The 24,345-nt window shown below is 46.1% G+C and carries 27 protein-coding genes; 11 read left to right on the top strand and 16 right to left on the bottom strand.

Features of this window, described 5'->3' with window-relative positions; genetic code table 11:
- Positions 1-109: 109 nt before the first annotated feature.
- Genes ACK8OT_RS11920 through ACK8OT_RS11930 form a run of 3 tightly spaced genes read right to left on the bottom strand, consistent with a single transcriptional unit; the run spans position 110 to position 1,745 of the window.
- Entirely contained in the window at positions 110-634 is a 525-nt protein-coding gene (locus ACK8OT_RS11920; RefSeq protein WP_410196743.1) for a phage tail protein, read from the bottom strand.
- 8 nt (positions 635-642) lie between these two features.
- Complete coding sequence (locus tag ACK8OT_RS11925; protein WP_410196744.1) at positions 643-1,170, bottom strand: phage tail protein; 528 nt, start codon at positions 1,168-1,170, stop codon at positions 643-645.
- Between the two features lie 26 nt (positions 1,171-1,196).
- Positions 1,197-1,745: a phage tail protein gene (locus ACK8OT_RS11930; protein WP_410196745.1), complete on the bottom strand. Its 549-nt coding sequence runs from the start codon at positions 1,743-1,745 to the stop codon at positions 1,197-1,199.
- Positions 1,746-1,810: 65 nt separating this feature from the next.
- On the opposite strand from ACK8OT_RS11930, the gene ACK8OT_RS11935 reads away from it, so the two are divergent.
- Positions 1,811-2,353: a GNAT family N-acetyltransferase gene (locus tag ACK8OT_RS11935; protein WP_410196746.1), complete on the top strand. Its 543-nt coding sequence runs from the start codon at positions 1,811-1,813 to the stop codon at positions 2,351-2,353.
- A gap of 11 nt (positions 2,354-2,364) precedes the next feature.
- Here ACK8OT_RS11935 and ACK8OT_RS11940 read toward each other — a convergent pair whose 3' ends face one another.
- The 4 genes from ACK8OT_RS11940 to ACK8OT_RS11955 all read right to left on the bottom strand — a co-directional run bounded on the left by ACK8OT_RS11940 (position 2,365) and on the right by ACK8OT_RS11955 (position 6,106).
- Positions 2,365-2,652 carry a DUF6916 family protein gene (locus ACK8OT_RS11940; RefSeq protein ID WP_410196747.1) on the bottom strand — a complete coding sequence of 96 codons (288 nt, stop codon included), beginning with the start codon at positions 2,650-2,652 and terminating at the stop codon, positions 2,365-2,367.
- A 12-nt stretch (positions 2,653-2,664) separates the two neighbouring features.
- The gene (locus tag ACK8OT_RS11945) at positions 2,665-3,375 is read right to left on the bottom strand and encodes an NHL repeat-containing protein (protein WP_410196748.1); all 711 of its coding nucleotides are present in this window, start codon (positions 3,373-3,375) and stop codon (positions 2,665-2,667) included.
- Positions 3,376-3,908: 533 nt separating this feature from the next.
- Entirely contained in the window at positions 3,909-4,181 is a 273-nt protein-coding gene (locus tag ACK8OT_RS11950; protein ID WP_410196749.1) for a hypothetical protein, read from the bottom strand.
- A gap of 158 nt (positions 4,182-4,339) precedes the next feature.
- A complete protein-coding gene (locus tag ACK8OT_RS11955) occupies positions 4,340-6,106 on the bottom strand; it encodes a M61 family metallopeptidase (RefSeq protein WP_410196750.1) in 1,767 nt (588 codons plus the stop codon).
- A gap of 174 nt (positions 6,107-6,280) precedes the next feature.
- Here ACK8OT_RS11955 and ACK8OT_RS11960 point away from each other — a divergent pair, with 174 nt between their 5' ends.
- The gene (locus ACK8OT_RS11960) at positions 6,281-6,943 is read left to right on the top strand and encodes an HAD family hydrolase (RefSeq protein WP_410196751.1); all 663 of its coding nucleotides are present in this window, start codon (positions 6,281-6,283) and stop codon (positions 6,941-6,943) included.
- Positions 6,944-7,034: 91 nt separating this feature from the next.
- Here ACK8OT_RS11960 and ACK8OT_RS11965 read toward each other — a convergent pair whose 3' ends face one another.
- Complete coding sequence (locus tag ACK8OT_RS11965) at positions 7,035-7,562, bottom strand: hypothetical protein (RefSeq protein ID WP_410196752.1); 528 nt, start codon at positions 7,560-7,562, stop codon at positions 7,035-7,037.
- 149 nt (positions 7,563-7,711) lie between these two features.
- Here ACK8OT_RS11965 and ACK8OT_RS11970 point away from each other — a divergent pair, with 149 nt between their 5' ends.
- From ACK8OT_RS11970 to ACK8OT_RS11990, 5 genes are all read left to right on the top strand, one after another.
- Positions 7,712-9,007, top strand: coding sequence for a protein kinase (locus tag ACK8OT_RS11970; RefSeq protein ID WP_410196753.1), 1,296 nt, complete (start codon positions 7,712-7,714; stop codon positions 9,005-9,007).
- A 122-nt stretch (positions 9,008-9,129) separates the two neighbouring features.
- Positions 9,130-9,918: an ABC transporter permease gene (locus ACK8OT_RS11975; RefSeq protein WP_410196754.1), complete on the top strand. Its 789-nt coding sequence runs from the start codon at positions 9,130-9,132 to the stop codon at positions 9,916-9,918.
- 643 nt (positions 9,919-10,561) lie between these two features.
- A complete protein-coding gene (locus ACK8OT_RS11980; protein WP_410196755.1) occupies positions 10,562-11,080 on the top strand; it encodes a methylated-DNA--[protein]-cysteine S-methyltransferase in 519 nt (172 codons plus the stop codon).
- A 10-nt stretch (positions 11,081-11,090) separates the two neighbouring features.
- Complete coding sequence (locus ACK8OT_RS11985; protein WP_410196756.1) at positions 11,091-11,351, top strand: nicotinamide mononucleotide transporter; 261 nt, start codon at positions 11,091-11,093, stop codon at positions 11,349-11,351.
- A gap of 381 nt (positions 11,352-11,732) precedes the next feature.
- Positions 11,733-12,119 carry an MmcQ/YjbR family DNA-binding protein gene (locus tag ACK8OT_RS11990; RefSeq protein WP_410196757.1) on the top strand — a complete coding sequence of 129 codons (387 nt, stop codon included), beginning with the start codon at positions 11,733-11,735 and terminating at the stop codon, positions 12,117-12,119.
- Here ACK8OT_RS11990 and ACK8OT_RS11995 read toward each other — a convergent pair.
- Positions 12,116-13,396: a MipA/OmpV family protein gene (locus ACK8OT_RS11995; RefSeq protein WP_410196758.1), complete on the bottom strand. Its 1,281-nt coding sequence runs from the start codon at positions 13,394-13,396 to the stop codon at positions 12,116-12,118. The two genes, ACK8OT_RS11990 and ACK8OT_RS11995, sit on opposite strands and share 4 nt — an antisense overlap.
- Positions 13,397-13,483: 87 nt before the next feature.
- Complete coding sequence (locus ACK8OT_RS12000; protein WP_410196759.1) at positions 13,484-15,421, bottom strand: alkaline phosphatase D family protein; 1,938 nt, start codon at positions 15,419-15,421, stop codon at positions 13,484-13,486.
- A gap of 186 nt (positions 15,422-15,607) precedes the next feature.
- Here ACK8OT_RS12000 and ACK8OT_RS12005 point away from each other — a divergent pair, with 186 nt between their 5' ends.
- On the top strand, positions 15,608-16,249 hold the full coding sequence (locus ACK8OT_RS12005) for an FXYD domain-containing ion transport regulator (RefSeq protein WP_410196760.1): 642 nt from the start codon (positions 15,608-15,610) through the stop codon (positions 16,247-16,249).
- Between the two features lie 55 nt (positions 16,250-16,304).
- Here the strand turns inward: ACK8OT_RS12005 and ubiK are convergent, their stop codons facing one another.
- From ubiK to ilvY, 3 genes are all read right to left on the bottom strand, one after another.
- Complete coding sequence (gene ubiK / locus ACK8OT_RS12010) at positions 16,305-16,589, bottom strand: ubiquinone biosynthesis accessory factor UbiK (protein WP_410196761.1); 285 nt, start codon at positions 16,587-16,589, stop codon at positions 16,305-16,307.
- Positions 16,590-16,655: 66 nt separating this feature from the next.
- Positions 16,656-17,477 carry an AAC(3) family N-acetyltransferase gene (locus tag ACK8OT_RS12015; RefSeq protein ID WP_410196762.1) on the bottom strand — a complete coding sequence of 274 codons (822 nt, stop codon included), beginning with the start codon at positions 17,475-17,477 and terminating at the stop codon, positions 16,656-16,658.
- 106 nt (positions 17,478-17,583) lie between these two features.
- Complete coding sequence (gene ilvY / locus ACK8OT_RS12020; RefSeq protein ID WP_410196763.1) at positions 17,584-18,462, bottom strand: HTH-type transcriptional activator IlvY; 879 nt, start codon at positions 18,460-18,462, stop codon at positions 17,584-17,586.
- Between the two features lie 169 nt (positions 18,463-18,631).
- On the opposite strand from ilvY, the gene ilvC reads away from it, so the two are divergent.
- A complete protein-coding gene (gene ilvC, locus ACK8OT_RS12025) occupies positions 18,632-20,119 on the top strand; it encodes a ketol-acid reductoisomerase (protein WP_410196764.1) in 1,488 nt (495 codons plus the stop codon).
- Positions 20,120-20,282: 163 nt separating this feature from the next.
- Positions 20,283-20,651, top strand: a complete 369-nt coding sequence (locus ACK8OT_RS12030) for a DUF2799 domain-containing protein (RefSeq protein WP_410196765.1) — start codon at positions 20,283-20,285, stop codon at positions 20,649-20,651.
- A gap of 99 nt (positions 20,652-20,750) precedes the next feature.
- Here ACK8OT_RS12030 and ACK8OT_RS12035 read toward each other — a convergent pair whose 3' ends face one another.
- Positions 20,751-21,590: a substrate-binding periplasmic protein gene (locus ACK8OT_RS12035; RefSeq protein ID WP_410196766.1), complete on the bottom strand. Its 840-nt coding sequence runs from the start codon at positions 21,588-21,590 to the stop codon at positions 20,751-20,753.
- A 226-nt stretch (positions 21,591-21,816) separates the two neighbouring features.
- On the opposite strand from ACK8OT_RS12035, the gene tcdA reads away from it, so the two are divergent.
- Positions 21,817-22,620: a tRNA cyclic N6-threonylcarbamoyladenosine(37) synthase TcdA gene (gene tcdA, locus ACK8OT_RS12040; protein WP_410196767.1), complete on the top strand. Its 804-nt coding sequence runs from the start codon at positions 21,817-21,819 to the stop codon at positions 22,618-22,620.
- On the opposite strand, the gene ACK8OT_RS12045 is transcribed toward tcdA, so the two are convergent.
- Positions 22,601-23,032, bottom strand: coding sequence for a SufE family protein (locus tag ACK8OT_RS12045; protein ID WP_410196768.1), 432 nt, complete (start codon positions 23,030-23,032; stop codon positions 22,601-22,603). The genes tcdA and ACK8OT_RS12045 overlap by 20 nt on opposite strands.
- The gene (locus tag ACK8OT_RS12050; RefSeq protein WP_410196769.1) at positions 23,032-24,252 is read right to left on the bottom strand and encodes an aminotransferase class V-fold PLP-dependent enzyme; all 1,221 of its coding nucleotides are present in this window, start codon (positions 24,250-24,252) and stop codon (positions 23,032-23,034) included. Before ACK8OT_RS12050 ends, ACK8OT_RS12045 begins: the two co-directional genes overlap by 1 nt.
- Positions 24,253-24,345 lie beyond the last annotated feature (93 nt).

Genomic DNA, 24,345 nt, shown 5'->3' on the forward strand with positions numbered 1-24,345 from the left:
AGGAACGACCTTGTGCTGCGCTGACAAGCCGAATAAAACCGCCTTATGCAGGCCAGAAAAAACGATACCAACACTGATAATAACTTCACAGCAAGCAACGCCATACAGACTAACTTCTCACTGGAAAGACGCCATCCAACGCAATACAAAAAGGGACCACCAGATAGGGCTGACGATTTTCATGTGCTGCGCCCAAGCCGGCACTTTTTAACGATTCGGAGTGCATTGGTACCATTCCAGTTGCCTCATCAGCATTCTTAAAACCTGCTGCTTTAATTCTGGATACCAGCATATTTCCAGCTGAGGACTCCTCCCCAAAATACTGATATGCGGAAACAGTATGGCTGTGCTCAGGCATCTCATCAGTCGATAACTCAACTCGGGGAAAACCCCATTTTTCAGATACATATCTAGGTGTCAGACCCGGCCCGTTACCCGCATGCATGGGGGCTCTGCCCCGCAAATCTGGTAAAGCCATGGAAGTTTGGCCATTGCCGCCATAATAATCTGCAATGACTGCGAACAAAATCGTATTTTGAGCGATGGGAATTAAGGAACCATCACAATACGCCCAGTTTCTGGGCGCAAAACCATAGGGCATCATTCGAATTTCGCCAACAAAGGGTTCCGCCATAACTCCTCCTAATTTCGAGATGGGTATACCCCGATCAGGGATATAATAAAACGCATACCAAGGTACGGCATCATGTTGTAATGTTTAGTATCCCCGCCCTCACTCCCCTCTGCCGATGCATTCAGGGGAGCAATGCCGGTTTCATCTTTTGCTGGTGCGTTATACGTGACAACACCCGATTCAGCCAACACTGCACCATATAAATCGTCAGTGCTTCCCTGCTGGATTGATACCTGCATAGGGTGATTATGTTCAGGTAACTGATTTGCAGTTAAAGCGACATCTTCGGCTCCCATTTTCTGCCCCTGGATACGAGGTTTTAGCCCCGGGCCTGTGCCACTATGCACCGGCACTCTCCCTCTCAGATCCGGTAAACCAAAGGTTTGTCTGCCATCCCCCCCAAATTGGGTTCCAAGTAGGGAAAACAACGCATTGTAATCCTTGATGCTAAGCAACTGCCCGTCACAATAGGTCCAGTTTCGCGGTGGATAATTGCCGGCGAACATTCGAATTTCGCCCAGATAAGGTTCAGCCATAACGACTTCTCCAATTGTTCACTAAATTAGGATCGAGGCGGAAAAACGCCCGTCTGAGCGATGCAGAAATTCATCACTAAACTGGGCTGCATATTTTCATGGGACAGCCCCTTCCCTACCACTTCAGAGCTTTTAGGATCCAGCGCTATCATGTTGGTAGCAGGACCGTAAGGAGGATCCCCAAAAATAGAGGAACGATTGGGATCCGTACTTTTCAGGATGCGCGTACCCACCAATCCCGGGGCAGTTCTTCCGCCGCTAGGGTCCCTATCCCCGTATAGTTCATGTGTATGCGCAGGCATTTCAGCCAAAGACAAGGCAACGCTTTCCAGCCCTCCCTTATTACCACGCTGATAAGCATCACTACCAAGGGTTCCTGGCCCTATTGGAACTCGACCGCGCATATCGGGAAGGCCAAAGTTGGATTGGCCATCTCCCCCATAATGATTGCCGAGAAGAGCAAACAGTGCAGGGTTCTGCGAAATTGGCACGATGGTGCCATCACACATAGCCCAGTGTTTTGGCGCAAACGTATAAGGGAAAATTCTCATTTCTCCCAGAAAGGGCTCTGCCATTGTTTAGTTCCTTTTTTACCGTTAAACAGTCTATTATCTAAAAAACATCAATTTTGGAGCTAATCTTGCGTAACGAGCATTTACCCGACATCGAACAAACGGATATAAAACAAGGTACTGGTATATCTTCAAACATCCTAAACCGACTAACACAGCGTCGTTTCAAGCCTGACGACCTTTCATTTCTGACCAGGCTATATGGTGCACTGCGCGAGCCAGAGCTGAGACATGCTGCTATGAGTCCGGCTCAAAAAACAGAATTTGTTGCCATGCAATTCCAGGCCCAGCAGCATCACTACACTAACCACTACAGCACCGAACACTTCAATATAATAGAGCTGTCGGGGCTCCCTATAGGCCGCCTATTTGTAGACTTCTGGCCCTCTGAAATTCGTATCGTAGATATCGCGCTAATGCCTGAATATAGAAACCAAGGCATTGGTGCTCATCTGCTTAGTGAGCTTCTCCATTCAGGAAAAGCACGCAATGTTCCGGTTTCAATCCATGTCGAACGCCACAATCCAGCAAGACACCTATACGAGCGACTTGGCTTCGTGCACAAGTCTGACTTTGATGAAGTGTATCTGCTGATGGAATGGCGTCCCTGAACAAAACTGGCTCATTCCGAAACCCGGCTAAAAATCAACTCATATTCCAACTCTGACTTGGGAGAAACAAATAGAGGGTGTTCCCCCAGTTCAGAGTGAGAAAAAATATATGTGCCCTGGGGTATGTGTTCCCCCTCGAGGCCGTCCAGCATGACTGTAAACGACTGCACACTTCCAGCGTCATTTGCTCTTACTTCCCGTACGTTAACAGTGGCGCTTGTCCCTGCTCCGTCCCGGACCGCGATAGGCTCGCCCAACAAACGCGTGAATAATTCGGGTGTTAATATTGTTTCTGACATTAAAAGGGCTCATCAAACTGCTGATAAAAACATACCATGGGACGAAAAATACCAGGCGTTATCTCTGTGCGTACCACCTGTCACTCGTATCTCCTCAAGACCATCAATTTCATGAAACTGACGGTCTTTCAACCACCTCGACTGACCATACTCGTGCTCAGGTTGTCCCTTGGCATTGAATACCTTAATGGTTCGACTGCCTGTATTGAGTACATGAATTCTGTTTTCTCTATCCAGCGTCAGGCTTGTCGGGCCATTGAGATGATGGGAAAGCGATGTGCCAAATTCACCGAGAACGTTTAATACCAGCCCACGAGAATCGAGTTGAACAATCTGATGATGTCCTCTTGGTAAAAGGTATATGTTGTTTTCACTATCCACCGCGAAGTCATTTAACGCTGTAACCTGCTCAGGAAGTGAAACCTTGCCCGACAGCTGTCCATGCTGGTCGTATTGATGAATTTCAGGCAGAGTGTCAAACCAAACGTAGACAACTTCCTGATAGCGCCGAACGATGCGCGGCTCAATATCCAGCGGAACACCAAAGCCATCGGCTCCTAAAACAACTTGTGTATAAGGTGAAATACCAAGATTTCTAGCCTCCTGGCGACTCAATCTCGAGTAACCCGGATTGGTCACAGCAGCAACACTAAGGGACATTGGAGCCACCCCCGCAACACTGACTGCAGCCATACCTGAACAAATAAAGTCTCTGCGCTTCATATCTCTGCTCACCAATTTTTGATATATAATCAAAATATAGAGAAACTATGAAAACAATCAATAACAAGTAATATAAATGAGACTGTGGCTACAAAATTGGACACGGGTCTGCTTATTATGAATAACAATGATGAAATTTGACTTTGAAAAATGAAGTTGCTTGCGTTAAATGAAAGCTGGCAAAAAGGTAAGTGTTCTTCATTGGCCAATCGACAACTTACTTGATGCCTTCGTCCACTTCGAAAACCTCGGAGCACGCCGATATCACAAAGCAATGACAATCGAGAATGGGTTATCAATGTGCCAAATTGAAGATCCCTTTGGCAACTTAATTGACCTGCGTGGCAAGGCCGCGATCTAAGCTTTGCACCTAAGTAGGTTGTGAATGCTTAGACTTGGACGTTGTCACCTTTGATAAATTAGTGCTTATCAATGTGGTTGCACCTGACAAAGAATTGGGTCATTTCAGATCAGCCGGCAACCTAGGTTCAAGTTGCTGGCCGACTGCGATAGCAATAAGCACACTCGTGCAATTAACTCTGTTGGTTTTGCCCGCTCGCTTTGGCAAAACGCTTTTCGTTAACCACCCAGTTCACTAAGCCAAACATTTGCCCGATAAACAGCCATACCCCAAGGTGAATGGCGACCGCGGTCATGGTGTAGCCTTCGGCAAAAGGTTGATTAACAATAAACGACATCACCACAAATAGCGGCACACCGTACATCAGCATGCCGTTAAGCATCATGTAACGATTTCGGCCTAGCTTTCTCACTTTGGCCCACGCTTGGTATTCTCTTGGTTTCATTTACGTTCCTTACCTATGTCCTTTTTTCGCACGCCTGTGTTTTTTGTTGCTGCAGATTGATCTGTTTTTCTGTGGGACCTGAGCTTGCTCAGGGAATCGTTATTTTCGCCGAGCGAGCTCAGCTCCCACAATCATTTCCACAACCATTACCACAGCTGTTACGACAACCATTGCTTGCTTAATTCGGCGTCGCTAATACTTAAGCTTACTGTGTCTTTCACGGCTTCGGCCACCAGCAGCTCGCCTTGCATTAATTCGTCACGGCGGAACCAATCTAGCTGGATCACCGCGCCCACTGGGTAGCTTTGCAATTGCTGCTCAAATTGCGCCCCTACTTGCAACTTGTCGGCGGCAATCAATAAATCGCCAGCACTTAAGCCTGCTTGATGGGCAGGACTACCTTGACTCACGGTCAATACACGTAAACCAAAACCTTCTGCCTTGGTGCGAGCGCCAAAGCCAATTTTGTCACCTTCTACGCCTGCGCCGCCTTGATCTGCGCTACCTTTGCTGCTGCGCAGTTCCATCTTGATGCCCACTTTGCTGAACAAGTCTGCCAGTGGCAAATCCTCTGTATTACTCAGGTAAGCAAAAATGTCATCACAGTTGCGATTTAATATCCCTTCAACAATGCGTTGATGGCTGGTCACATCTGTGCCCTTGCCCGTTAAACCATATTCTTGCCAAAGCTGGCGCATCACGTCATCTAGGCTGTGTTGGCCTTGGCTTTCGGTGCGAATAGTAAGATCAAGGTAAAGAGCAAACAAGGCACCCTTGGTGTAATAACTGACGATGGCGTTGGCGGCATTTTCATCTTGCTTGTAAAACTTGGTCCAAGCGTTAAAGCTTGAATCGACAAGACTTTGCTTAAAGCGCCCTTGGCCACGATAAACACGGGTGGCGATTTCGCTGAGCATAGTCAGGTATTGGCTTTGATCGACACAGCCCGAGCGGTAGGTAAGAAAGTCATCATAGTAAGAGGTGATCCCCTCATAAGCCCAAAGCTGCTGGGTGTATGACTCTTGTGATAAGTCAAACGGGGTGAATTCGGCTGGCTTAATGCGTTTTACATTCCAGCTATGGAAGTATTCGTGGCTGCAAAGTGATAAGTAAGTGCGGTAGCCTTTTTCTACCGGCGCATTAAGGTCGCTTGACGTGGGTAAATCACTGCGTGAACACATCAGCGCGGTGGAGGCTTTATGCTCTAAGCCGCCAAAGCCATTGCCCAGTACCGTGGTCATAAACACATAGCGCTCAAACGGCGCAGGGGTGCCAAACAAGTTAATTTGATATTCGCAAATGGCTTTAAGATCTTGGCACAGGCGCGCCATGTTGCAGCGATGCTTGCCGCTTAATACTACGTCATGAGGCACGCCAGCAGCGATAAAGGTCTCGATGGTGAGGTCGCCCATTTCAACGGGGTGGTCGATTAAATCATCGTAATCTGGCGCGCTAAATTCGCCAAAACCAAATTGCTCGCCCGCGGTGCGGGTCATGCTGGTTGCGACTTTCCAATCGGCCAATTCGGTTAAAGCAGGCGCGGCGATGGTGACCGTGTGTGGGGTTTGCTCTAATCCTTTGGCAGCTATAAACACGCTGCTGCCATTAAAAAAGCCGTGAGTGGTATCTAAATGGGCGGTGCGCACCGATAAGTCCCACGCATACACTTGGTAGGTTAACTGAATTTGTCCCGCTGCGTTGTCGACGCGCCAAGTTTGCTTGTCTAGCTGAGTTAAGGCTAATGACTCTTGATTGGCATCTTGCGCCTGTAGATCAATGAGATTTTTAGCGAAATCACGGATCATATAACTGCCCGGTAGCCATGCGGGTAAGTACAACACTTGTTGCGCTTGAGCTGCTTCAATGGTCAGGGTAACGGCAAATAAATGGGCTTTAGGATCAATGGCGTGAATATGGTAATGCATAAGGGCAACTCCGAGACTCGAGGACAAAGGCAAAGCAAGCCGCCATGCTGCCAAAAAGCACCAGCCTTAGCAATCACCTCGCGCGACGTCTCACCCAGTGACCCGTATATACTCATACCTATACCTCTCACTAGGCGGGTATGGGATAATGAGCGCCCACTCAAGAAATAGAGTATGCCAATGCAATTTAAAGCCGCGATTTTCGATATGGATGGATTACTGCTCGATACCGAGCGAGTATGCATGCAAGTGTTTCAACAAGCTTGTCAACAGGTTCAAGTCCCGTTTGACCAAGACGTTTATCTTTCCATTATTGGCCGCAATGCAGCAGGCATAGAGCAAATATTGCGTGACTTTTATGGCGCAGATTATCCAGCGGTACATCAAGCATGGCGCGAGCGCTACAACGCCATTGTGTTGCACCAGGCTATTCCGGTCAAAGACGGGGTTATCGAATTATTAGACTGGCTTAAAGCCAACCAGATCCCAGCCGCGGTGGCGACCTCGACCAAAAAAGAAGTGGCAGGCATAAAATTAAAGCTGGCCAAGTTAGACCATTACTTTGATCACTTCACCACCGGCTGTGAAGTTGAACATGGCAAACCCGCCCCCGATATTTACCTCTTGGCTGCACAGCGTCTAGGTATCGCGCCGGAGCATTGCTTAGCCTTTGAAGACTCGAACAACGGCGTCAAAGCGGCGGTATCCGCCAAAATGATCACTTATCAAATCCCTGATTTGACCGAGCCCGATGCCGATATTCTGGCATTAGGTCACCAAGTTGCCCCTTCATTGCAGCAAGTGCTGGCCGAGCTGAAAACATTGAAAAGCAACTAAGTCATTGTGAAGTAGGTGCTTCTTTGGAAAGAATCTGGTGAAATTGAATTTAAAACCTCAGGCCACATATTTTCAGCATTCAAAGAGAGCCCTAAATGCACTCTGCTGGTAAAAATAACCCTTTGCAACCACTAGATTTTAATTTCTTCGCCAATAACTCACTAACTAGCAAATGCACAGGATAACTCGACTCCCTTGCAATGATAAAATTCCCTTCGTTGTATTTTATACTATTGAATCTCATTATCTCTTGCGTACCTGGAACACAATCAAAGATAGACTGCTCTTTATCTAAAGCATTGACTAAACTCAACACATTGACAACGGAAAAATCTTCTATCGTTCCATCCTGACATTGAACAACGGCTTTGATAAACTGCAGGTCATCGGAATGAACAGATAGCAAATCTCGTATATCCCTATTAACTAAAGGAACTCGCGTACTGTTTGCTAATTGACAAACATCATACAGTTTTTTTAACTTACAATTAAACTTAAAAACTGGAACTGTATCTCGACTTACTTCTACCCCCTTCTGAAACACCCCAAAACCTAAATCACTAACTAACTCTCCGACCATTGTTTCTGGAACATTGGGATTTCTCCAAATATAAACCATTTAGTTTTAACTCCAGTTATCTTTTAATTAAGCACAACCAACTTACCATGAAAAATTGCTCTCTATATACATTCATTAGGTAAATAAATAACCTCACATCGGCTATCATGACGCCTTTTTGCAACCATTACACGTAAGGGATCCTACTCGTGCATACTTTAGCGCAACTTAAATCTGGCCAACTAACAGGTTGCAAACGCCTGCAACTCGCCGAGGGCTTAACCGAGTTCCCGAGTGAAATATTTACCTTGGCCGACAGCTTAGAAATTCTCGACCTCTCCAATAACCAATTGTCGTCCTTGCCTGATGACTTACATCAGCTGCACCAGTTGAAGATTATTTTTGCCTCTAACAACTGTTTCGATCATTTACCCGAGGTGTTGGGGCAATGTCCAAAATTGGAGATGATTGGCTTTAAATCTAATCAGATCAAGCAAGTATCTGGCGCATCCTTACCATTACAAACACGCTGGTTAATTTTAACCGATAACCAAATTGAACAGCTGCCAGAGCGCATGGGCGAAATGTATCGGCTGCAAAAATTAGCGCTGGCAGGCAATCAACTTACCGAGCTGCCCGCTAGCATGGCCAACTGTAATAATTTAGAGCTGGTGCGCCTTTCGGCCAATCGATTGTCGGCCATACCCAACTGGTTACTGACCCTGCCTAAGCTGGCTTGGTTGGCTTTTTCGGGGAATCCATTTAGTCATGTAGAACATTGCCAAAGCGCAACCATCCCCAGTATTAGCTCGAGCCAATATCAGCTTGGTGAGGTGTTAGGACAAGGCGCATCGGGGGTGATTTATCGCGCTCAGCTCAACCACCAGCAAACAGCTCAAGACGTGGCGATTAAGGTATTTAAAGGTGGCCTTACCAGTGACGGCTATCCCAGTGATGAGCTCGATTGCTGCTTAACCACAAGCTCTCATCCAAATTTAATCAAGGTGCTCGCTCAGGTAGATGAAGCGGATCAACTCGCATTAGTGATGGAGTTAATCCCCACCAACTTTACCAACTTAGGTTTGCCGCCTTCATTGCAAAGTTGTACCCGCGACACTTTTGCCGATGGCACCCAGTTTACGCCAACCCAAATTCACCTAATCGCCCAACAAATGGCCGACACCCTCGCCCATATGCACCAACAAGGCGTCAGCCACGGCGATATCTATGCCCATAACATATTAATTAATGAGCAAAATCAGGTGCTATTTGGTGATTTTGGCGCTGCCACTCACCTTAATCACATCACCCCTACACAGCAAGCCGCGATGGAAGCGATTGAAGTGCGCGCCTTTGGTTGTTTGTTGGATGATTTGTTAGGATTAGTGACAACCGATAATCCAGCATTAACGGCTAAGCTCAGGGAAATTGTCGACCTTTGTTTCAATGAGCAAATCGCTAACAGGCCAAGTTTTAAGACTTTGACTGGATTATTACAGCTGTGATCCATCGCCGCATGACCGCGGCTTCTACTTGGAAGTCAATCAGCTTAGGAAGTAATAAGCCAATTCCAGAATTGTTTATCTGTTGTTATGCTTATCGTATTGATTGCATAAAAGGTTAAGCCATGTCGCAACACTCTATTGATATCGCTTGGTGGCAGCTGGGGCTATTTAGCCTGACCTTACTGATCCCTTTTGCCATTAACCATTACTACCGTTTACAGATAGGTAAAGAGGCGATAGTGGCGCTACTGCGCATGACGTTGCAGTTAGTACTTATTGGAGCCTATTTAGCCTTTCTATTTGAATTAAATAACTTATGGCTAAATCTACTGTGGCTTGGCGTGATGTTCTTGGTGGGATGCAGCGCCATCATAAACAAGGCAAAACTGCCACATAAGACAGTATTTGTACCCGTATTAAGCGCGTTAGCAATTGCCTTGCTGCCACTGTTAGCGCTGCTATCTATCGCCATTATTCAGCCAACACCCTACTATGATGCCCAATACCTGATCCCCATCGCTGGTATGTTGCTAGGTAACAGCATGACCGCCAACATTGTCTGCCTACAGCACTTTTTTGGAGCGTTTGAACATCGTCGGTCTGAGTATGAAGGTGCTTTAGCATTGGGAGCCACACCACAGCAAGCTTGCCTTGGGTTTGTACAAAGCGCACTGCAAAAAGCCCTCGCGCCTATCTTAGCAACCATGGCAACCACTGGCTTAGTGTCGTTACCGGGAATGATGACAGGACAAATTTTGGGCGGTGCCAGCCCTATGGTGGCCATTAAGTATCAATTGCTGATCATGGTAGCAATTTGGGTGATGATGAGTATTTCAACCAGTTTATGTCTGGCATTTCTGGTGCGCAGTTGCATAAATCGTCAGGGGCGTCTTCGCGTTTCATTCACTTAGAGATAAAGCTGTAGCAAAAAAATGGCGGCTGATTCAGCCGACAAAAAGTGGGTTTGCTCTGGGTCTTTAAGCAGTCCCAAGACAGGTCAAACTTTTGGATCATCAAGGTGTAACCCATGTCTCAGCAAAAAATCCTGCTCATGTTTACGCGCAGCAATTTCACATGAAAACAATGATTGATTAAACCCCGCTAACTCCTTTGACTGACAAGTATCGATGTAGAGAATATGTCTAATTAGCCAAGTGACACAAGCTCCCAGCCCATGACCATATCGAATTAAGCCATTACAAAAAGATCAATATAATCAATCTATTAGAAACCGAGCGCATAAGGCTTATTTAATGCCAAAGTATGAGTTCGCTTTAGAGAGGTATTAATCATATGATTAATATTGAAAAAACCATCAAGCTATCGTTTTATTGTGCAGCGCTCTCAACTTAATTCGAATTACTGTGAATGTGAAACCAAACAGAAATGGAACCGTTTTCACTTTATCTGATGTTTTCGTTTATAAGCATCCAAAAATAATGTAATTTTATTAATTAGTTAAGCCTAGGTCGCAGAGCGCTAACGCACTCAATCTAAATCAAGCGAGCCTTTAGTCGTTATATTCATAACCACCAGCGCTAAAGATGAACTAACATGAACCGCAATCAGATCAGCATTCAATATTACAAACATCCTTACGCGGAGTTCATCATCGGCGTGTATCAAGGTCAACTTTGTTTATGTGACTTTCGCTATCGAAAAATGCGCGAGTCCGTTGATAATCGGCTCAAAAAATATCTTAAGGCTGACTTTGTTGAGCAAGAAGATCCTGTCATTAATCAAACGATTGAACAGCTTAACGAATACTTTCTTGGTCAGCGCAGTGAATTTGATTTACCCCTACTTCTGGTTGGCAGTGATTTTCAACAAGCCGTTTGGCGGGCATTAATGCAAGTGACATACGGCGATACGGCCAGTTACTTAGATTTAGCCCAAGCCATTAATAATCCAGGGGCAGTAAGAGCGGTGGGCACGGCCAATGGCGCGAATAGTTTGGCCATTATCGTGCCATGCCATCGCATTATTGGCCGTAATGGCGAGCTTGTTGGCTATGGCGGCGGCTTAACCATGAAGAAAAAGCTATTAGAACTCGAACAGAACTTATTTATATAACAGGAAGATAATGGATATTTGGCAATATCATGGTATTGATTGGCTCGCCTTAGTACTGACCTTTTTGGCCATTTGGCAAATCGGTAATAAGAATAAAATGGGGTTCATCTTAATGATGTGTGGCAATACCTCTTGGATCGCGATTGGCTTTCTCAGCGATAGCATGGCGATGATGCTAGCCAATGTGATTTTTTTCACCATGAATGTACGGGCGTTGGTAAAGTGGTCACAGCCTGAAGCTTCAATCAATAGGTGTGAAACCGAAAATTAGTGATGTCAGAGCCATTAGTATTTGGTGTCGCGCCCGCCGCTTCTAATGAAATGTAACCATAATGACGAGAGGCATTAAGTGACACGCTTAACCACAATCGCTCCCATTTTTATTGCATTTGGTTTACTTTTTGACCTGCTTACTTTGCTCTATGGCACGATTGGCATAGTTAAAAAACAATACAAATCTGGCTTCCCCATTATTGGTGCAGCCTGTTACTGCTTAGCCATTATATGCGCATGGCTCTGGCCAACAGCAAATGCACAACTCTCCGCCGAGGCGCTAGGTGTTGTATTATTGACGACACATTTCATCTGCCAAGCCCCCTGTTTTATTTTGGCCCGCAAATATAGTGATAGATAAATTCAAGGAGATAACACCATGACCCGAGATGAGTTTAACCAATTTTGCGCGGCTAAGGTGGCCACTAGCCATGTGGTGCAATGGGGTGGCGCTGATGTTTGGAAGGTGGGCGGTAAGGTGTTTGCTATTGGCGGTTGGGGGCCAAAGCGAGACGATGGCAGTGAAATGCCCGCGTATGTGTTTAAAACCTCGGATTTAAATTTTGATTTTTTAAGTCATAGCCAAGGTTATCGCCCCGCCCCTTACATGGCCTCTCGCGGCATGAAGTGGATCCAACAAATTGATGATTCGCCTGAAAAAGATGAGGCGTTGACCTACTATCTCAACGAATCTTATCGTTTGGTTTCTTTAGGATTAACTAAGAAATTACAACGAGAGCTAGGCTTGAATCAAGTTCCAGATTAAAAATCCCACTGTAGGTATACCGTATTGTAGTTACTACCACCTTTAATGCGTCCAAACGCAGAGGAACTAGAAAAAATACCAGAACGATGATGCAGACTATATCCTAACCATAAGGCGTTTAATTCCTTACGGCCGACTAGGTCTCCCACATTTAGATCAGCCGAAAAATCTAAATAATTTAGCAAATTGCTTGGATTATAATCTTTTCTGTCCATCTCACTTTGCTCAACATAGCTGATTTTGCTGCTGTATGATAACCCTTCCGCAAAACCCAACCGCCACCTTACAGGCCATTGCAGGGTGTAATAAGCCTTAATGGCAACAACATACTCAGGAAAAGGCCCCTGCACATCAGATTTATGGTGATGAACTAAACCACCCGTTAGATATAGATCCAATGGCCAATCGAATAAAGTATCCGCTATTGGATGACCATAAAATAGCGAGGTTAATTGATTATTGTACGGATCTTTTTCACGGTTGAAGCTAAATATATCACCGATATTGGAGGGGGTAGCCCAGCCATGGGCCAGCCGAAAGTAGCCTCTGGCCCCTAGTTGCGAATAGCCAGCCTGGCCTGGCTGATTGAAAAGCCCAATACCAATGTACGATTCTAGTTGCGTAGATGAACGAATATGCTCGTGTTGATAGACATCTTTCTCCAATCGCGAGGCGCCAAGATGTCCCATCAAGTAAAGGTTTTGATACACTTGATAACGACCTTTTGCACCAATACGCCAGTCAACACCACTATTTAAGTTGTATTGCTTGAGGCCATAATAATATTCATTAAATCGCTCAGTTTTATAGCGCGCCACTAGATACGGAGTGAGGTCCCAATCCGCGCCTTTGAAATGGGTTTCAACCCTCAAGTTTGAATGAAATCGGCTTTCCTCATCTGAAAGCACTTCCCAGCTAAGCTTCAGTTGTTGATTGACACGCCACTGCACATCGCCACCAAAGTGCATGCTGAACCCCTGCAGCTCATTCTGAGATTCTTTTGGCAAATCAAAGAAACGAAATCGTCCAACGAAGCCGGCGGAAACATCCTCATGCTGGTATAATTGATAGCCACTTGTCATCCCGTCAAGGTAAAATTTATCACCTTGATAGAATAATAATGGCATGACATCTTGAACTCGTTTATCTGTCGTGGCAAAGGGGATATCCGCATCACGAATGCCAATCCCAACCCCCCAACTACCAGCCTTTTCAGCATAATCAACAGCATATGAATGAGAAGATAAAATAACAATGAGCAGTAGTAGTCGTTCCATTTATTGCTTCATGATGGGTAATAGTCAACCAAAACAGGATTGTACCACAGCAGCCGAGCTTTACTTGCTAGATGTAAATAAGATAGCTCACTGCCAATGGGCTCCCTTGGAGTTTGCTTCAAATACAATGGGTAATCCTTGGCTAGGTAACAACCTCACCTCAGCAACAGAGCCATCCTCATCAAGGGTTAACAAGCCTATACCAGAAGCATTCACAAGGCACTCACCTTTAGCTACGTGATTTGGCGTCAACGGCACCACTTTCATGCGGCGACGGCGGGTAAACCAGTTTAATGGTGAATACGGTGCGTAAAGCCAACGGTTTAGTCTATCTAATACATCCAGCAACTTGGCTGGAAACTCATTTTTAATCCCGCTGCTGGTCACTTGCCAGATATCCGGCCCACCTTGACGCCCTCTTAGCTGCACTTGATAGGCAAATGAGTAATGCACGTCGCCCGATAAAATGACAAACTGCTGGGGCGTTTTGGAGTGACGAAATAGGTTAAGCAACACATTGGCCGCGCCCGGGTGCGCCATCCAGTTTTCGGCATCCACCATCAAGGGCTTACCTAACCAAGTGAATATTTTTTGCACCACTTCGATGAGTTTCACCCCAAAAATAGGCGCGGGGGACACTAAGATCACCGCTTCTTTACCTAGTAAGGTTTGTTGTAAATCGGTCAGCGCCTCCCAATCCATTAACCCCGATGGCGCATTCAGATTGCGCTCCGAGCGCCATCTGTGGGTGCGCGTATCCAGCACCACTAAGGCGGGCTGAGTGGGCCATTGATAATGCCAGTGGTCAAAATTGAGCAAGGTTTGGATCAGCTCGTCGTGTTGCTGGGTACCGGGCTGGCGACACACTTGTTGTACTTGCGCCATTAAACTCGGACTAAACTGCTCGGGGGCATTGCCCCAACCTTGGCAAATGAAATAGCCGAGCAGCGCGTTACCCAGGATACGTTTAGAGAAAGGATGGCCATAAGCCGCTTGCTCCCAAGCCGCGGTTAAGTTCCAGTCATCGGTGACGTCATGATCATCAAACATCATGGCGCAAGGGATATGCGCCATTAACCGCTGCACCTTGGCTAATCCAGTCGCAAAATCCGTGAGGGTGTTACGTTCAACTTGATAAGCTTGCCCCTGTGCCTCGGTCAGCCCTGGCGGCATACTCATATCAACTAACTGCCAAGGCGCGGGTGACCACACCAACAGATACATGGCCAATACTTCAGCCAATGAGATCAGATGGTTATGGGCGGTATCTGTAGTGAAAATCGGCTTTTTCACCGCTTTGAACAAGGCGGCGATCGCATCGTCTGCATGGTTACCATCAAGCTCGGGCAAGAGTTGCTCGCGCTTGAAGTAATGAGCCAGCTGATTGTGGAGCCGATTGCTATCATCGATTGCGGCATGGCTAAAGGGCTCATTAAACATCCCCAAACGCTGAATTAACTGATGACAGGCAACCAACATAGGCGTGGCCACATCATCGGCATAAATCTGGTCACCACTAAGCATCAACAAAGAAGGCCAAGCATTTGTATTTTCTTTATTTAAGCTTAGCGCTAATTGCTTATCGGCTGCCAACAAACCATCGCCACTAGGATGATGAGGTTTACGACACGAGCCGTGCAACAAATGAGTAATGTTAGGTTTGATGATAAACCCGGGGTTACGCTGATCTTGATAAACAAGTTCAGGAGCCCAGTCGCGCCATGAGGTTTGCTCACCGCCTTGACTGACCAATTTGAGATCGTATTCAATCCAAACTTGCTCAGGTAATGCCTCTGTCAGCTTGAGATCGATAAGATAAAAGTACAAATGCTCGCCTGCGGCAATCATTTGCGAGGCTTGCGCCATTTGCTCGTGGTTAAGATGAAGCTTGTCATCACCATCAGGAAGCAAACACAAAGACATATCCACTTGCTCGCTCGTGGCCAACCAGAGCGAGATGCGCTCACAAGTGACTCTCCTGATCACAGGGCCCGCTAACATTAGCGGGATAGGCGTTGCTGTCATTACCACCTCAGCATTGTTGATGAGCATGATCTAGCTTACGCATTACCCCAGCTATTTAGCCAATCAGTTTGCATTTCTTTACCCAGTTTTCTCAATGACTACCCCAAACTTGATATGCTGTTGTTAATTTACAGACCTTATCACTTTACTATTGTTGGCCAGTTCGTAGCTTAAGGAACACATTAAATGGGATTTTTTAATCAAATTAACCTAGGGGAAACACCAGAGGCACCTTCACCCCAACCGGTTTCAGGTAACACGTCGATCGAGCAGCAAGTGAGCTGGGCGCCATTATGTTCTGGCGGCAGTAACTTTAAAACCGCGAAGTTGATGCATCAGTGCAATCGTTTAATGGTAAAAAAATCCATAGCAGGATTACTGTTTGCCTTGGTCTTTTTTATTCCTGGGATACTGGTGTTAACCATTGGCGGCCCCTATGTGTTTTTCAAAGGCGAGCCGATTGCCGCACTATTTTTAATCTTATGGGGCGCAGCTTTTGCTGGCGTGGGTTGGTTTTTATTGGGTGTCAGCCGAGGCTTGGTCATCGACCTTGAGCAAGGTATCTATTATCGCGGCAAATTGAAAGACAATGTCGAAGACTATCGTAAACAAGGGCAACTTAAAGATGTGGTGGCGCTGCAAGTGTTAACCGAGCTAGTAACCTCAACCAGCAATAACCGAACCTCTCGTTATTACAGCCATGAGTTAAACCTAGTGTTAACCGATGCTAAACGTGTGAACATAATGGATCACGGCAACAAAAACGCTCTCGATAAAGATGCCTTCACGGTAGCTAAGGCTCTAGGTATCCCAGTATTACGCCACTAAAAGTATTAAGCCACCGCGCTAAGTGAAGTGGCTTAATTGTATGCCAGTATCGGCTTTACTCTTGGTCTTGTGATGGCATTGATGGCTTATCTTGTGCTGCCAACTGAGCTTCTAGCTGTGCCAATTTCTGTTCCATCGCTAACAGCTTTTCTCGAGTGCGCAGCAGCACTTGAGTTTGCACTTCAAACTCTTCGCGGTTAACTAAATCTAACTTGTTTAGTTGGGCTTGTAGGACTTGCTTAACCTTACGCTCGGCTTCTTCACCTATGGTTTTTACCCCAGGAGGCAGCGCTTCGGAGACTTGCTTAGCAATTTCTTCTAATTTCTTTGGATTAATCATAATAACTCCTTCAATACTGCTGTCATTCTAGCCCCTTTAGCGCGCAAAAACAGCCCCCTCCTGGGTTTAGCTCGTTGCACTGGCGATGGCATCTTGGCAACGCAAACAATTCACATCATCACAATGGGTAATCGCTTGTTGCTGCTGGATCGCGCGTTTACAACGGGAAATCAGAGGGTGCAACGGATACAAGGTCCAATCACTCGCGCCTACTTTAAGCTCGCGCGCAATAGGCTGCACATAAGGCTGCAGCTTATCAAAGCCATTCGAACAGCTGCCGATGGCCACTAAATCGGTATCTACCTCACCCGTATTTGGATTGACTTGCTGAGCCCAGCGTTGAAAGAGCTTACGTCCCGCTTGTTGTTCGCCGTAATGAATGGGTGTCACGCTAGTTAGGCTCACCCCCATGGTTAATACCCACGCCTGTGGCTGGTTATCATATAAGCCATACACATGCTGTAAGGTTTGCTGGGCCAAAATCGACTCGGCCAAGGGGCCGATACCGACAAAGGAATTAATCGGATGCTGGCTACGCACTCGCGTTGGCTTATTGAGTAACGCTCTAGGGATGACCCCCATGCTGGATTCAATCTCACTATCGCGATAATCATAAGCGCGCGTCGGCGGCAAATCCCATGCGCCACGATGACCCCCATAAGCGGTATCAGCCATGTCAGGGGCATTAGCTGGCGGCGGGCACAAGGGAGCATAAGTAAAACTCGGCATGATCAAGGTACAACCCGCCGCAATTAGCGGATCGAGTAAGGTGTCGGGGCCACCTTCTAGCTGACCAAAGGATTTTATTGCGCTATGGATAAACAAGGTCTTACCCGCTAGCGACAATGCGCTAATGGCTTGCTCTATATCTTGCCTAGTGGTGATCATCTTGGGTTCCTAACAAAGCCTCAGCAAATTTGCTTACTCAGGCAAAATACATCAAAAAGAACCCTATACCTACTCAACCACCCGCAATATTTGATAAAAATGTGAGCTAATTCAATGCCATCAGAAAAGCATTAATCAAGGGCTCGGTGACGCGCTTTTTCAGCCCCACCACACCTAAATCAAACGGCTCTAATAGCTTTTCGGTTTTGATCCGCTGCACCCTGTCCCTGACTGGACTATTTTCCACCACTACATCAGGCACGATCCCCACACCACAGCCCAGCGCCACCATGCTAACTAAGGCTTCGTGGCCCGTTACATTGGCGTAAATATGCGGCTTGCGAATATGCATTTGGCGAAACCAAGAGTTGATGCGTCGCCGTGCTGGGCCATGCTCAGGCAAAATAAATGGCAACTGCTGCCAAGGCACGGGGGTCATACTAATTTGTTGTTGCACGCTGCAATTAATCACAGGGCCAATCACGGATAAGGGAATTTCAGCCAAGCTATGAAACGTTAACTGGTTGGATAAGTTATCGGGGCAAGCGGCAATGGCTACATCTACTTGCTCCGATTGCACCCGCTCCACCGCTTGCGCGGCATCGCCGGTCGCCAACACAATTTCAATTTGTGGGTGATGTAAACGAAAGCGATCTAATATCTGCGGTAAATGACTGTAAGCGGCGGTGACAGAGCAATAAATGCTAAGTTTTCCCTCTAACTGCGCATTATTGCCTTGTAGGTCGGCTTTCAAAATTTGCCAGCTGTCTAATTGCTGCTGGGCAAACCCAAGGAATTTCTCTCCCGCTGGCGTTAATGCCACACTGCGGTTATCTCTTTGTAACAAACTGCTGCCAACCTCTTGTTCTAAGCGCTGAATGATCCGGCTCAGCGTTGATGGGCTCAAATGCAGCGCTTCTGCTGATTTGGCAAAGTGGTGGCTATTGGCCAGATGGATAAAAGCTTGCAGTGATTTAAGGTCCATAAATAGCGCTCTTGGGATCAAGTTGACGTTGCAATATTTGCAACACAAGTTTGCAAATATATCATTTTGAGCAATGTAGATCTTGTTATATAGTGCTTTTCGTCGAGTGGCATTTAGATTTTTATCCTAATCCACCAAGAATTCTAAAATATATGTAAAGGGAAAACTCATGGCTAACAATTACTTTAATACGCTGAACTTGCGTCAACAATTAGAACAATTAGGCAAGTGTCGTTTCATGGATCGTAGCGAGTTCGCTAACGGTTGTGAATTTATCAAAGGCTGGAAAATTGTAATTGTTGGTTGTGGCGCACAAGGCCTAAACCAAGGTCTAAACATGCGTGACTCTGGTCTAGACATCTCTTACGCCCTACGTGAAGCGGCGATCAAAGAACAGCGTCAATCTTACAAAAACGCCAAAGAAAACGGCTTTAACGTTGATACTTACGAAAACCTAATCCCAACGGCAGACCTAGTATTAAACCTAACGCCAGACAAGCAGCACACTAGCGTAGTAAACGCAGTAATGCCGCTAATGAAGCAAGGCGCAACCCTAGCTTACTCTCACGGTTTCAACATCGTTGAAGAAGGCATGAAGATCCGTGAAGACATCACAGTAATCATGGTTGCACCTAAGTGTCCTGGTTCTGAAGTACGTGAAGAGTACAAGCGTGGCTTTGGTGTACCAACCCTTATCGCGGTTCACCCTGAAAACGACCCTAAAGGCGAAGGCTTTGAAATTGCTAAAGCTTACGCAAGCGCAACCGGTGGTGACCGTGCCGGCGTACTAGAGTCTTCTTTCGTTGCTGAAGTTAAATCTGACCTAATGGGTGAGCAAACTATCCTATGTGGTATGTTGCAAACCGGTGCTATCTTGGCATACGACAAGATGGTTGCTGACGGTATCGAAGCAGGTTACGCGGCTAAGTTAATTCAATACGGTTGGGAAACGGTAACCGAAGGCCTAAAATACGGCGGCATCACTAACATGATGGATCGTCTATCTAACCCAGCGAAAATCAAAGCATTCGACATGGCTGCTGAACTAAAAGAGACGATGCGTCCTTTATTCAACAAGCACATGGATGACATCATCACAGGTCACTTCTCTAAGACCATGATGGAAGACTGGGCAAACGACGACGCTAACCTACTAAAATGGCGTGAAGAAACAGCTGAAACTGGCTTTGAAAAAGAAGGCCCTTCAGATGTAGTTATCGACGAGCAAGAATTCTACGACAACGGTATTCTGCTAGTTGCTATGGTTAAAGCGGGCGTTGAGCTAGCGTTTGAAGCCATGACTGCGTCTGGCATCATCGAAGAGTCTGCTTACTACGAGTCACTACACGAGACGCCACTAATCGCCAACACCATTGCACGTAAGAAACTTTACGAAATGAACGTGGTTATCTCTGACACAGCGGAATACGGTTGTTACCTATTCGCTCACGCTGCAGTGCCGCTAATCAAAGATTACGTTAACGGTCTAAGCACTGAAGTTATCGGTAAAGGTCTAAACCTGAAAACCAATTCAGTAGACAACAAGCGTCTAATCGAAGTGAACGAAGCAATTCGCACTCACCCTGTAGAAATCGTAGGTAAGAAACTACGTGGCTACATGAGCGATATGAAAGCGATTGTTGAAGCAGCTCAATAATAATTGAGTCGCCATTCATTGCTAGATAAAAAGCTAGGACAATATGTGTCCTAGCTTTTTTGTATCTAATGCTTGTTCACTTAATCTACTGACAAAAAGATCGACTAAGATTTTACCTACGTACTACACAATGTGGCTACGAAATGGTACTAGGAGATCACCCATGAAAATATTTTTCGTCATTTTCACCATCCTTGTAATATCCGCTTGTGCGTCAAGTTCTGAAGATATGGGACTTGTCAAATCAAGCAATTGGAGCGAGATTGGTCGCAATGATGCTGCAAATGGCTCCCATAAAAAATCAATTAGCCAGCTAGAAGAGTTAAATGACAAGTACATGGGGAGCGAAGTTGATTACCAAGCTTATTTAGAGGGTTACGACACTGGATTAGGCTCCTATTGCACGTTAGACAACGCTTATTTATTAGGCTATGAAGGTAAAATGTATAACGGTATTTGTGATGAACTGGAGTCAGGTAAAAAATTCAGAGAACGCTATGAAGATGCTAAAAGAGCTAGTGAAGATTTCTAAAAAATAGCCGTTCAGATTTAAATTAAATCATTCGCAACCATGATGGCTTTGTAAAACAGTATTGATATCAATTAACTAATGATATTTATCCAAACCTTATTATTCAGCCATCAACTCTACCAAACTCGCACCGTAATAATCTTGATATAAGGTATTAGTAAATCCACTTATAGCAAGTTCTTGTAATGCTAATCGAAACTTGTCCGCAACACTGTCTGAGACTGTTTTAGTTGGGTAATTATGCCAAGATAGAGGTTGGCTAGCATCGTAGCTTGGGTTTGGCTCACTGGCAAAGTGTGGAGACAGCTTCGAAAAGCCCAATGTCAACTCGGTCAAACCACCGCAACAATTCATATGAAACATTAATTCATTTTGACGAGGATGGCGCAATAAGTAGTAATACAAGGTACCAAAATCGTCCATATAGAAGTCAGCTTGCGCTGCCAAAATCAACTCAATGGCGCGTTCAAAGGTCAACTCCGGTGGTCGCTTGTATTGAACATTTGCAGCATTGGTTTTCGGCCCCGGCGACCCTAAAGCGACCAATACGACCTTGTTGGCCAATTGATCAAAGTGTCTCATTTTTTTCTCACCAACGCGGGTTAAGCCCACATCGGCAGCCGGTATGCCATTAGAATAAAAGAAAATTTGTTCGGATCGTGTCTCGGTAAAGGTCAGACCGGGATAAAAGTCGATTGTCCCTTCAGCTAAGCCACGTAAAATGCGATTTTTAGGGGAGCGCACCACCACAAGTTGGCAACCTATTTTTTCCGCGGCTGCCTTGTATAAATCATAATACAAGCCCGTATTGTTAGGGCTAGCATTAATATTGGGCATACGTGCCGTCGTGCGATAGCCCATTTTAATTTCGCAAGCTTGTAACTGCGCAGATACCAAGTAGAAACTTAAACTAACAATGAGCCCGAACCATTTAAACATGTTGTCCTCACTTGCTGGGATATAACATTGACTTAATTATAGGAACAGTGGCGCACACGGTAGATCATTTTTCTATCATTGAATGCTCTATTAGCCGAGCTATCTCGGCTCTTACTCTGGGGGATAACTTTGGCCGAGTTGGCAGTGATAGTTTAGGCTCGCGATCGTGCATCTTGAGGTAGCTTGGGTATAATGCGCGCCTAGTAAGCAAAGGGGAAAGATAGCTATGTCATCATTTGATCATAGGTTCGGCGGCATTGCCCGTTTATATGGTGCCAATGCCTTGCAAGGCTTTAAACAGGCGCATGTTTGCGTCATTGGCATAGGTGGCGTTGGCAGCTGGGCGGCAGAGGCACTAGCGCGCTCTGGCATAGGTCAGATCAGCTTGATTGACATGGATGATATCTGCACCACCAATACCAATCGGCAAATTCATGCGCTAGCCACCACCGTAGGCCAGCAAAAAATTGATGCCATGGCGGAGCGCATTGTTGCTATCAACCCGGAATGCCAAGTCCACTGCATCGATGACTTTGTCAGCAAAGACAACCTGTTTGAGTTAATCAATAACGACTTTGATTACGTCATTGACGCCATTGACAGCGTGCGCGCAAAAGCCGCGCTAATTGCCCACTGTAAACGCAATAAGGTGCCTATTATTACCATGGGCGGCGCTGGCGGACAGATCGACCCCACTCAAATTCAACTCGGCGATTTAGCCAAAACCATTCAAGATCCGCTCGCCGCTAAGGTGCGATCAGATTTGCGTCGGTTCTACAATTTTACGAAAAATGCCAAGCGTAAATTTGGGGTCGATTGCGTCTATTCGACCGAGCAATTAATTTATCCCGATCTAAACGGCGGGGTTTGTCATGCCAAAGCGCAAAGTGACGGCAATATGAAAATGGACTGTAGCTCAGGGTTTGGCGCGGCGACCCATGTCACCGCCAGCTTTGCTTTTGTTGCAGTTGGCCGAGTATTGAAAAAACTCGCCGAAAAAGCCAACAAGGCTAAAGCGTCAGGCGCTTAATTTCCGCAACCACCGCATACAGCCCATTACTACGTGATGGGCTAAGTTGTTTAGTCAACCCCAACTCAGAAAAATATTCTTCGATATCAAATTCTTGAATGTGTTCGCTAGATTTTCCGTTATAGGCTGCGAGTACGATTGCCAACAAACCATTGACGATACGGGTGTCACTGGCAACATAAAACTGCCAACTATCATCTTGTTGCCGCGCCACTAGCCAAGCTGCACTTTCACAGCCATCAACTTGATGTTGTTCTATTTTAAATAACTCGGGCAAGGGTGCGAGCTGCTTACCCAATAAAATAATCTGGCGATAGCGCGCTTCCCAACCGCTCTGTTGAGCAAACAAACCCAGCATATCGTCACTGCTGATTTCATTACCAAAAGTGTTATTTATCAACTGGTTGGGCATTATAAAAACTCCAATGTTTTTTGCAGTGCACTAATAAAAGCATCGATATCCGACTGAGCCGTGTAACAAGCAAACGAGAGCCTTAGGGTACCATTTAGCCCTAGGGTATCCATCAAGGGCATAGCACAATGATGACCAGCGCGGATGGCGATGCCCTGCTGATCAAGTAAAGTAGCAATATCGCTATGATGCTCGCCATTAACAATAAAACTGATCACCGCCATGGGCTGTCGAGGCTGGCCGACTAGCGTGACTTCGTTAATTTGCTCAAGTTGCGCTCTGGCATAAGCCAATAAAGTTTGTTCGTGATGATGTAAGGCGGTGCGGTCTAAGTTGTTGATAAACTCGATGGCTGCCCCTAAGCCAATTACACCAGAAATATTGGGCGTGCCGGGTTCAAATTTAAACGGAATAGGATTAAATGTCGTGGCGGCAAAACTAACCTTTTTGATCATCTCACCGCCGGTTTGCCAGACTGGCATGGCATTGAGTAACTCGGCTTTACCATAAAGCACACCAATCCCCGTTGGCCCATACATTTTATGGCCTGAGAATACGTAAAAATCACAGTCTAAGGCTTGCACATCGACGGGCATATGAGCCACCGCCTGCGAGCCATCCACCAGCACTTTTGCACCAACTTGATGACTCATGCTGATTATCTCAGCCATCGGATTGACCGTGCCTAACACATTGGACACATGAGTAATGGCAACCATCCGCGTGCGCTCAGTTAACAGCTCAGCAAAAGCGGCCATGTCTAACTCGCCTTGCCCGGTTAACGGGATCACCTTAAGCACTAAGTTGCGCTGCTGCGCTAACTGTTGCCACGGCACAATATTGGCGTGGTGCTCCATGGTTGAGAGTAAAATCTCATCGCCACTGTTAAACAAGCGGCCATAACTTTGCGCTACGAGGTTAATGGCCTCGGTCGCCCCCTTGGTCCAAATAATTTGCTCACGAGTCGGCGCGTTGATGAATTGAGCCACTTGGCCACGCACTTGTTCAAATTGCTGCGTCGCCCTTGCGCTTAAACAATGCGCCGCGCGATGCACGTTAGCATTATCTTGCTGATAATAGTCGTTCATGGCCGCTATGACCGCCTTGGGCTTTTGGGTGGTTGCTGCGCTGTCTAAATAGATCAGTGGGTAGCCATTACACTTTTGCTGCAATATTGGAAATTGCGCTCGCACCGCCGCGTGGTTATTTTTTGGGTTCAACTTCATCACCTTTTCAACTAAGCGTCTATGATCCACTTTTCCGGCCATACTGACAAGGTAGGGGTTTATATTGATTGCAGCATGCGCTATTCA

This window comes from Motilimonas thetidivivens, from assembly GCF_046452435.1.
Taxonomy (GTDB): Bacteria; Pseudomonadota; Gammaproteobacteria; order Enterobacterales; family CBDFNC01; genus Motilimonas.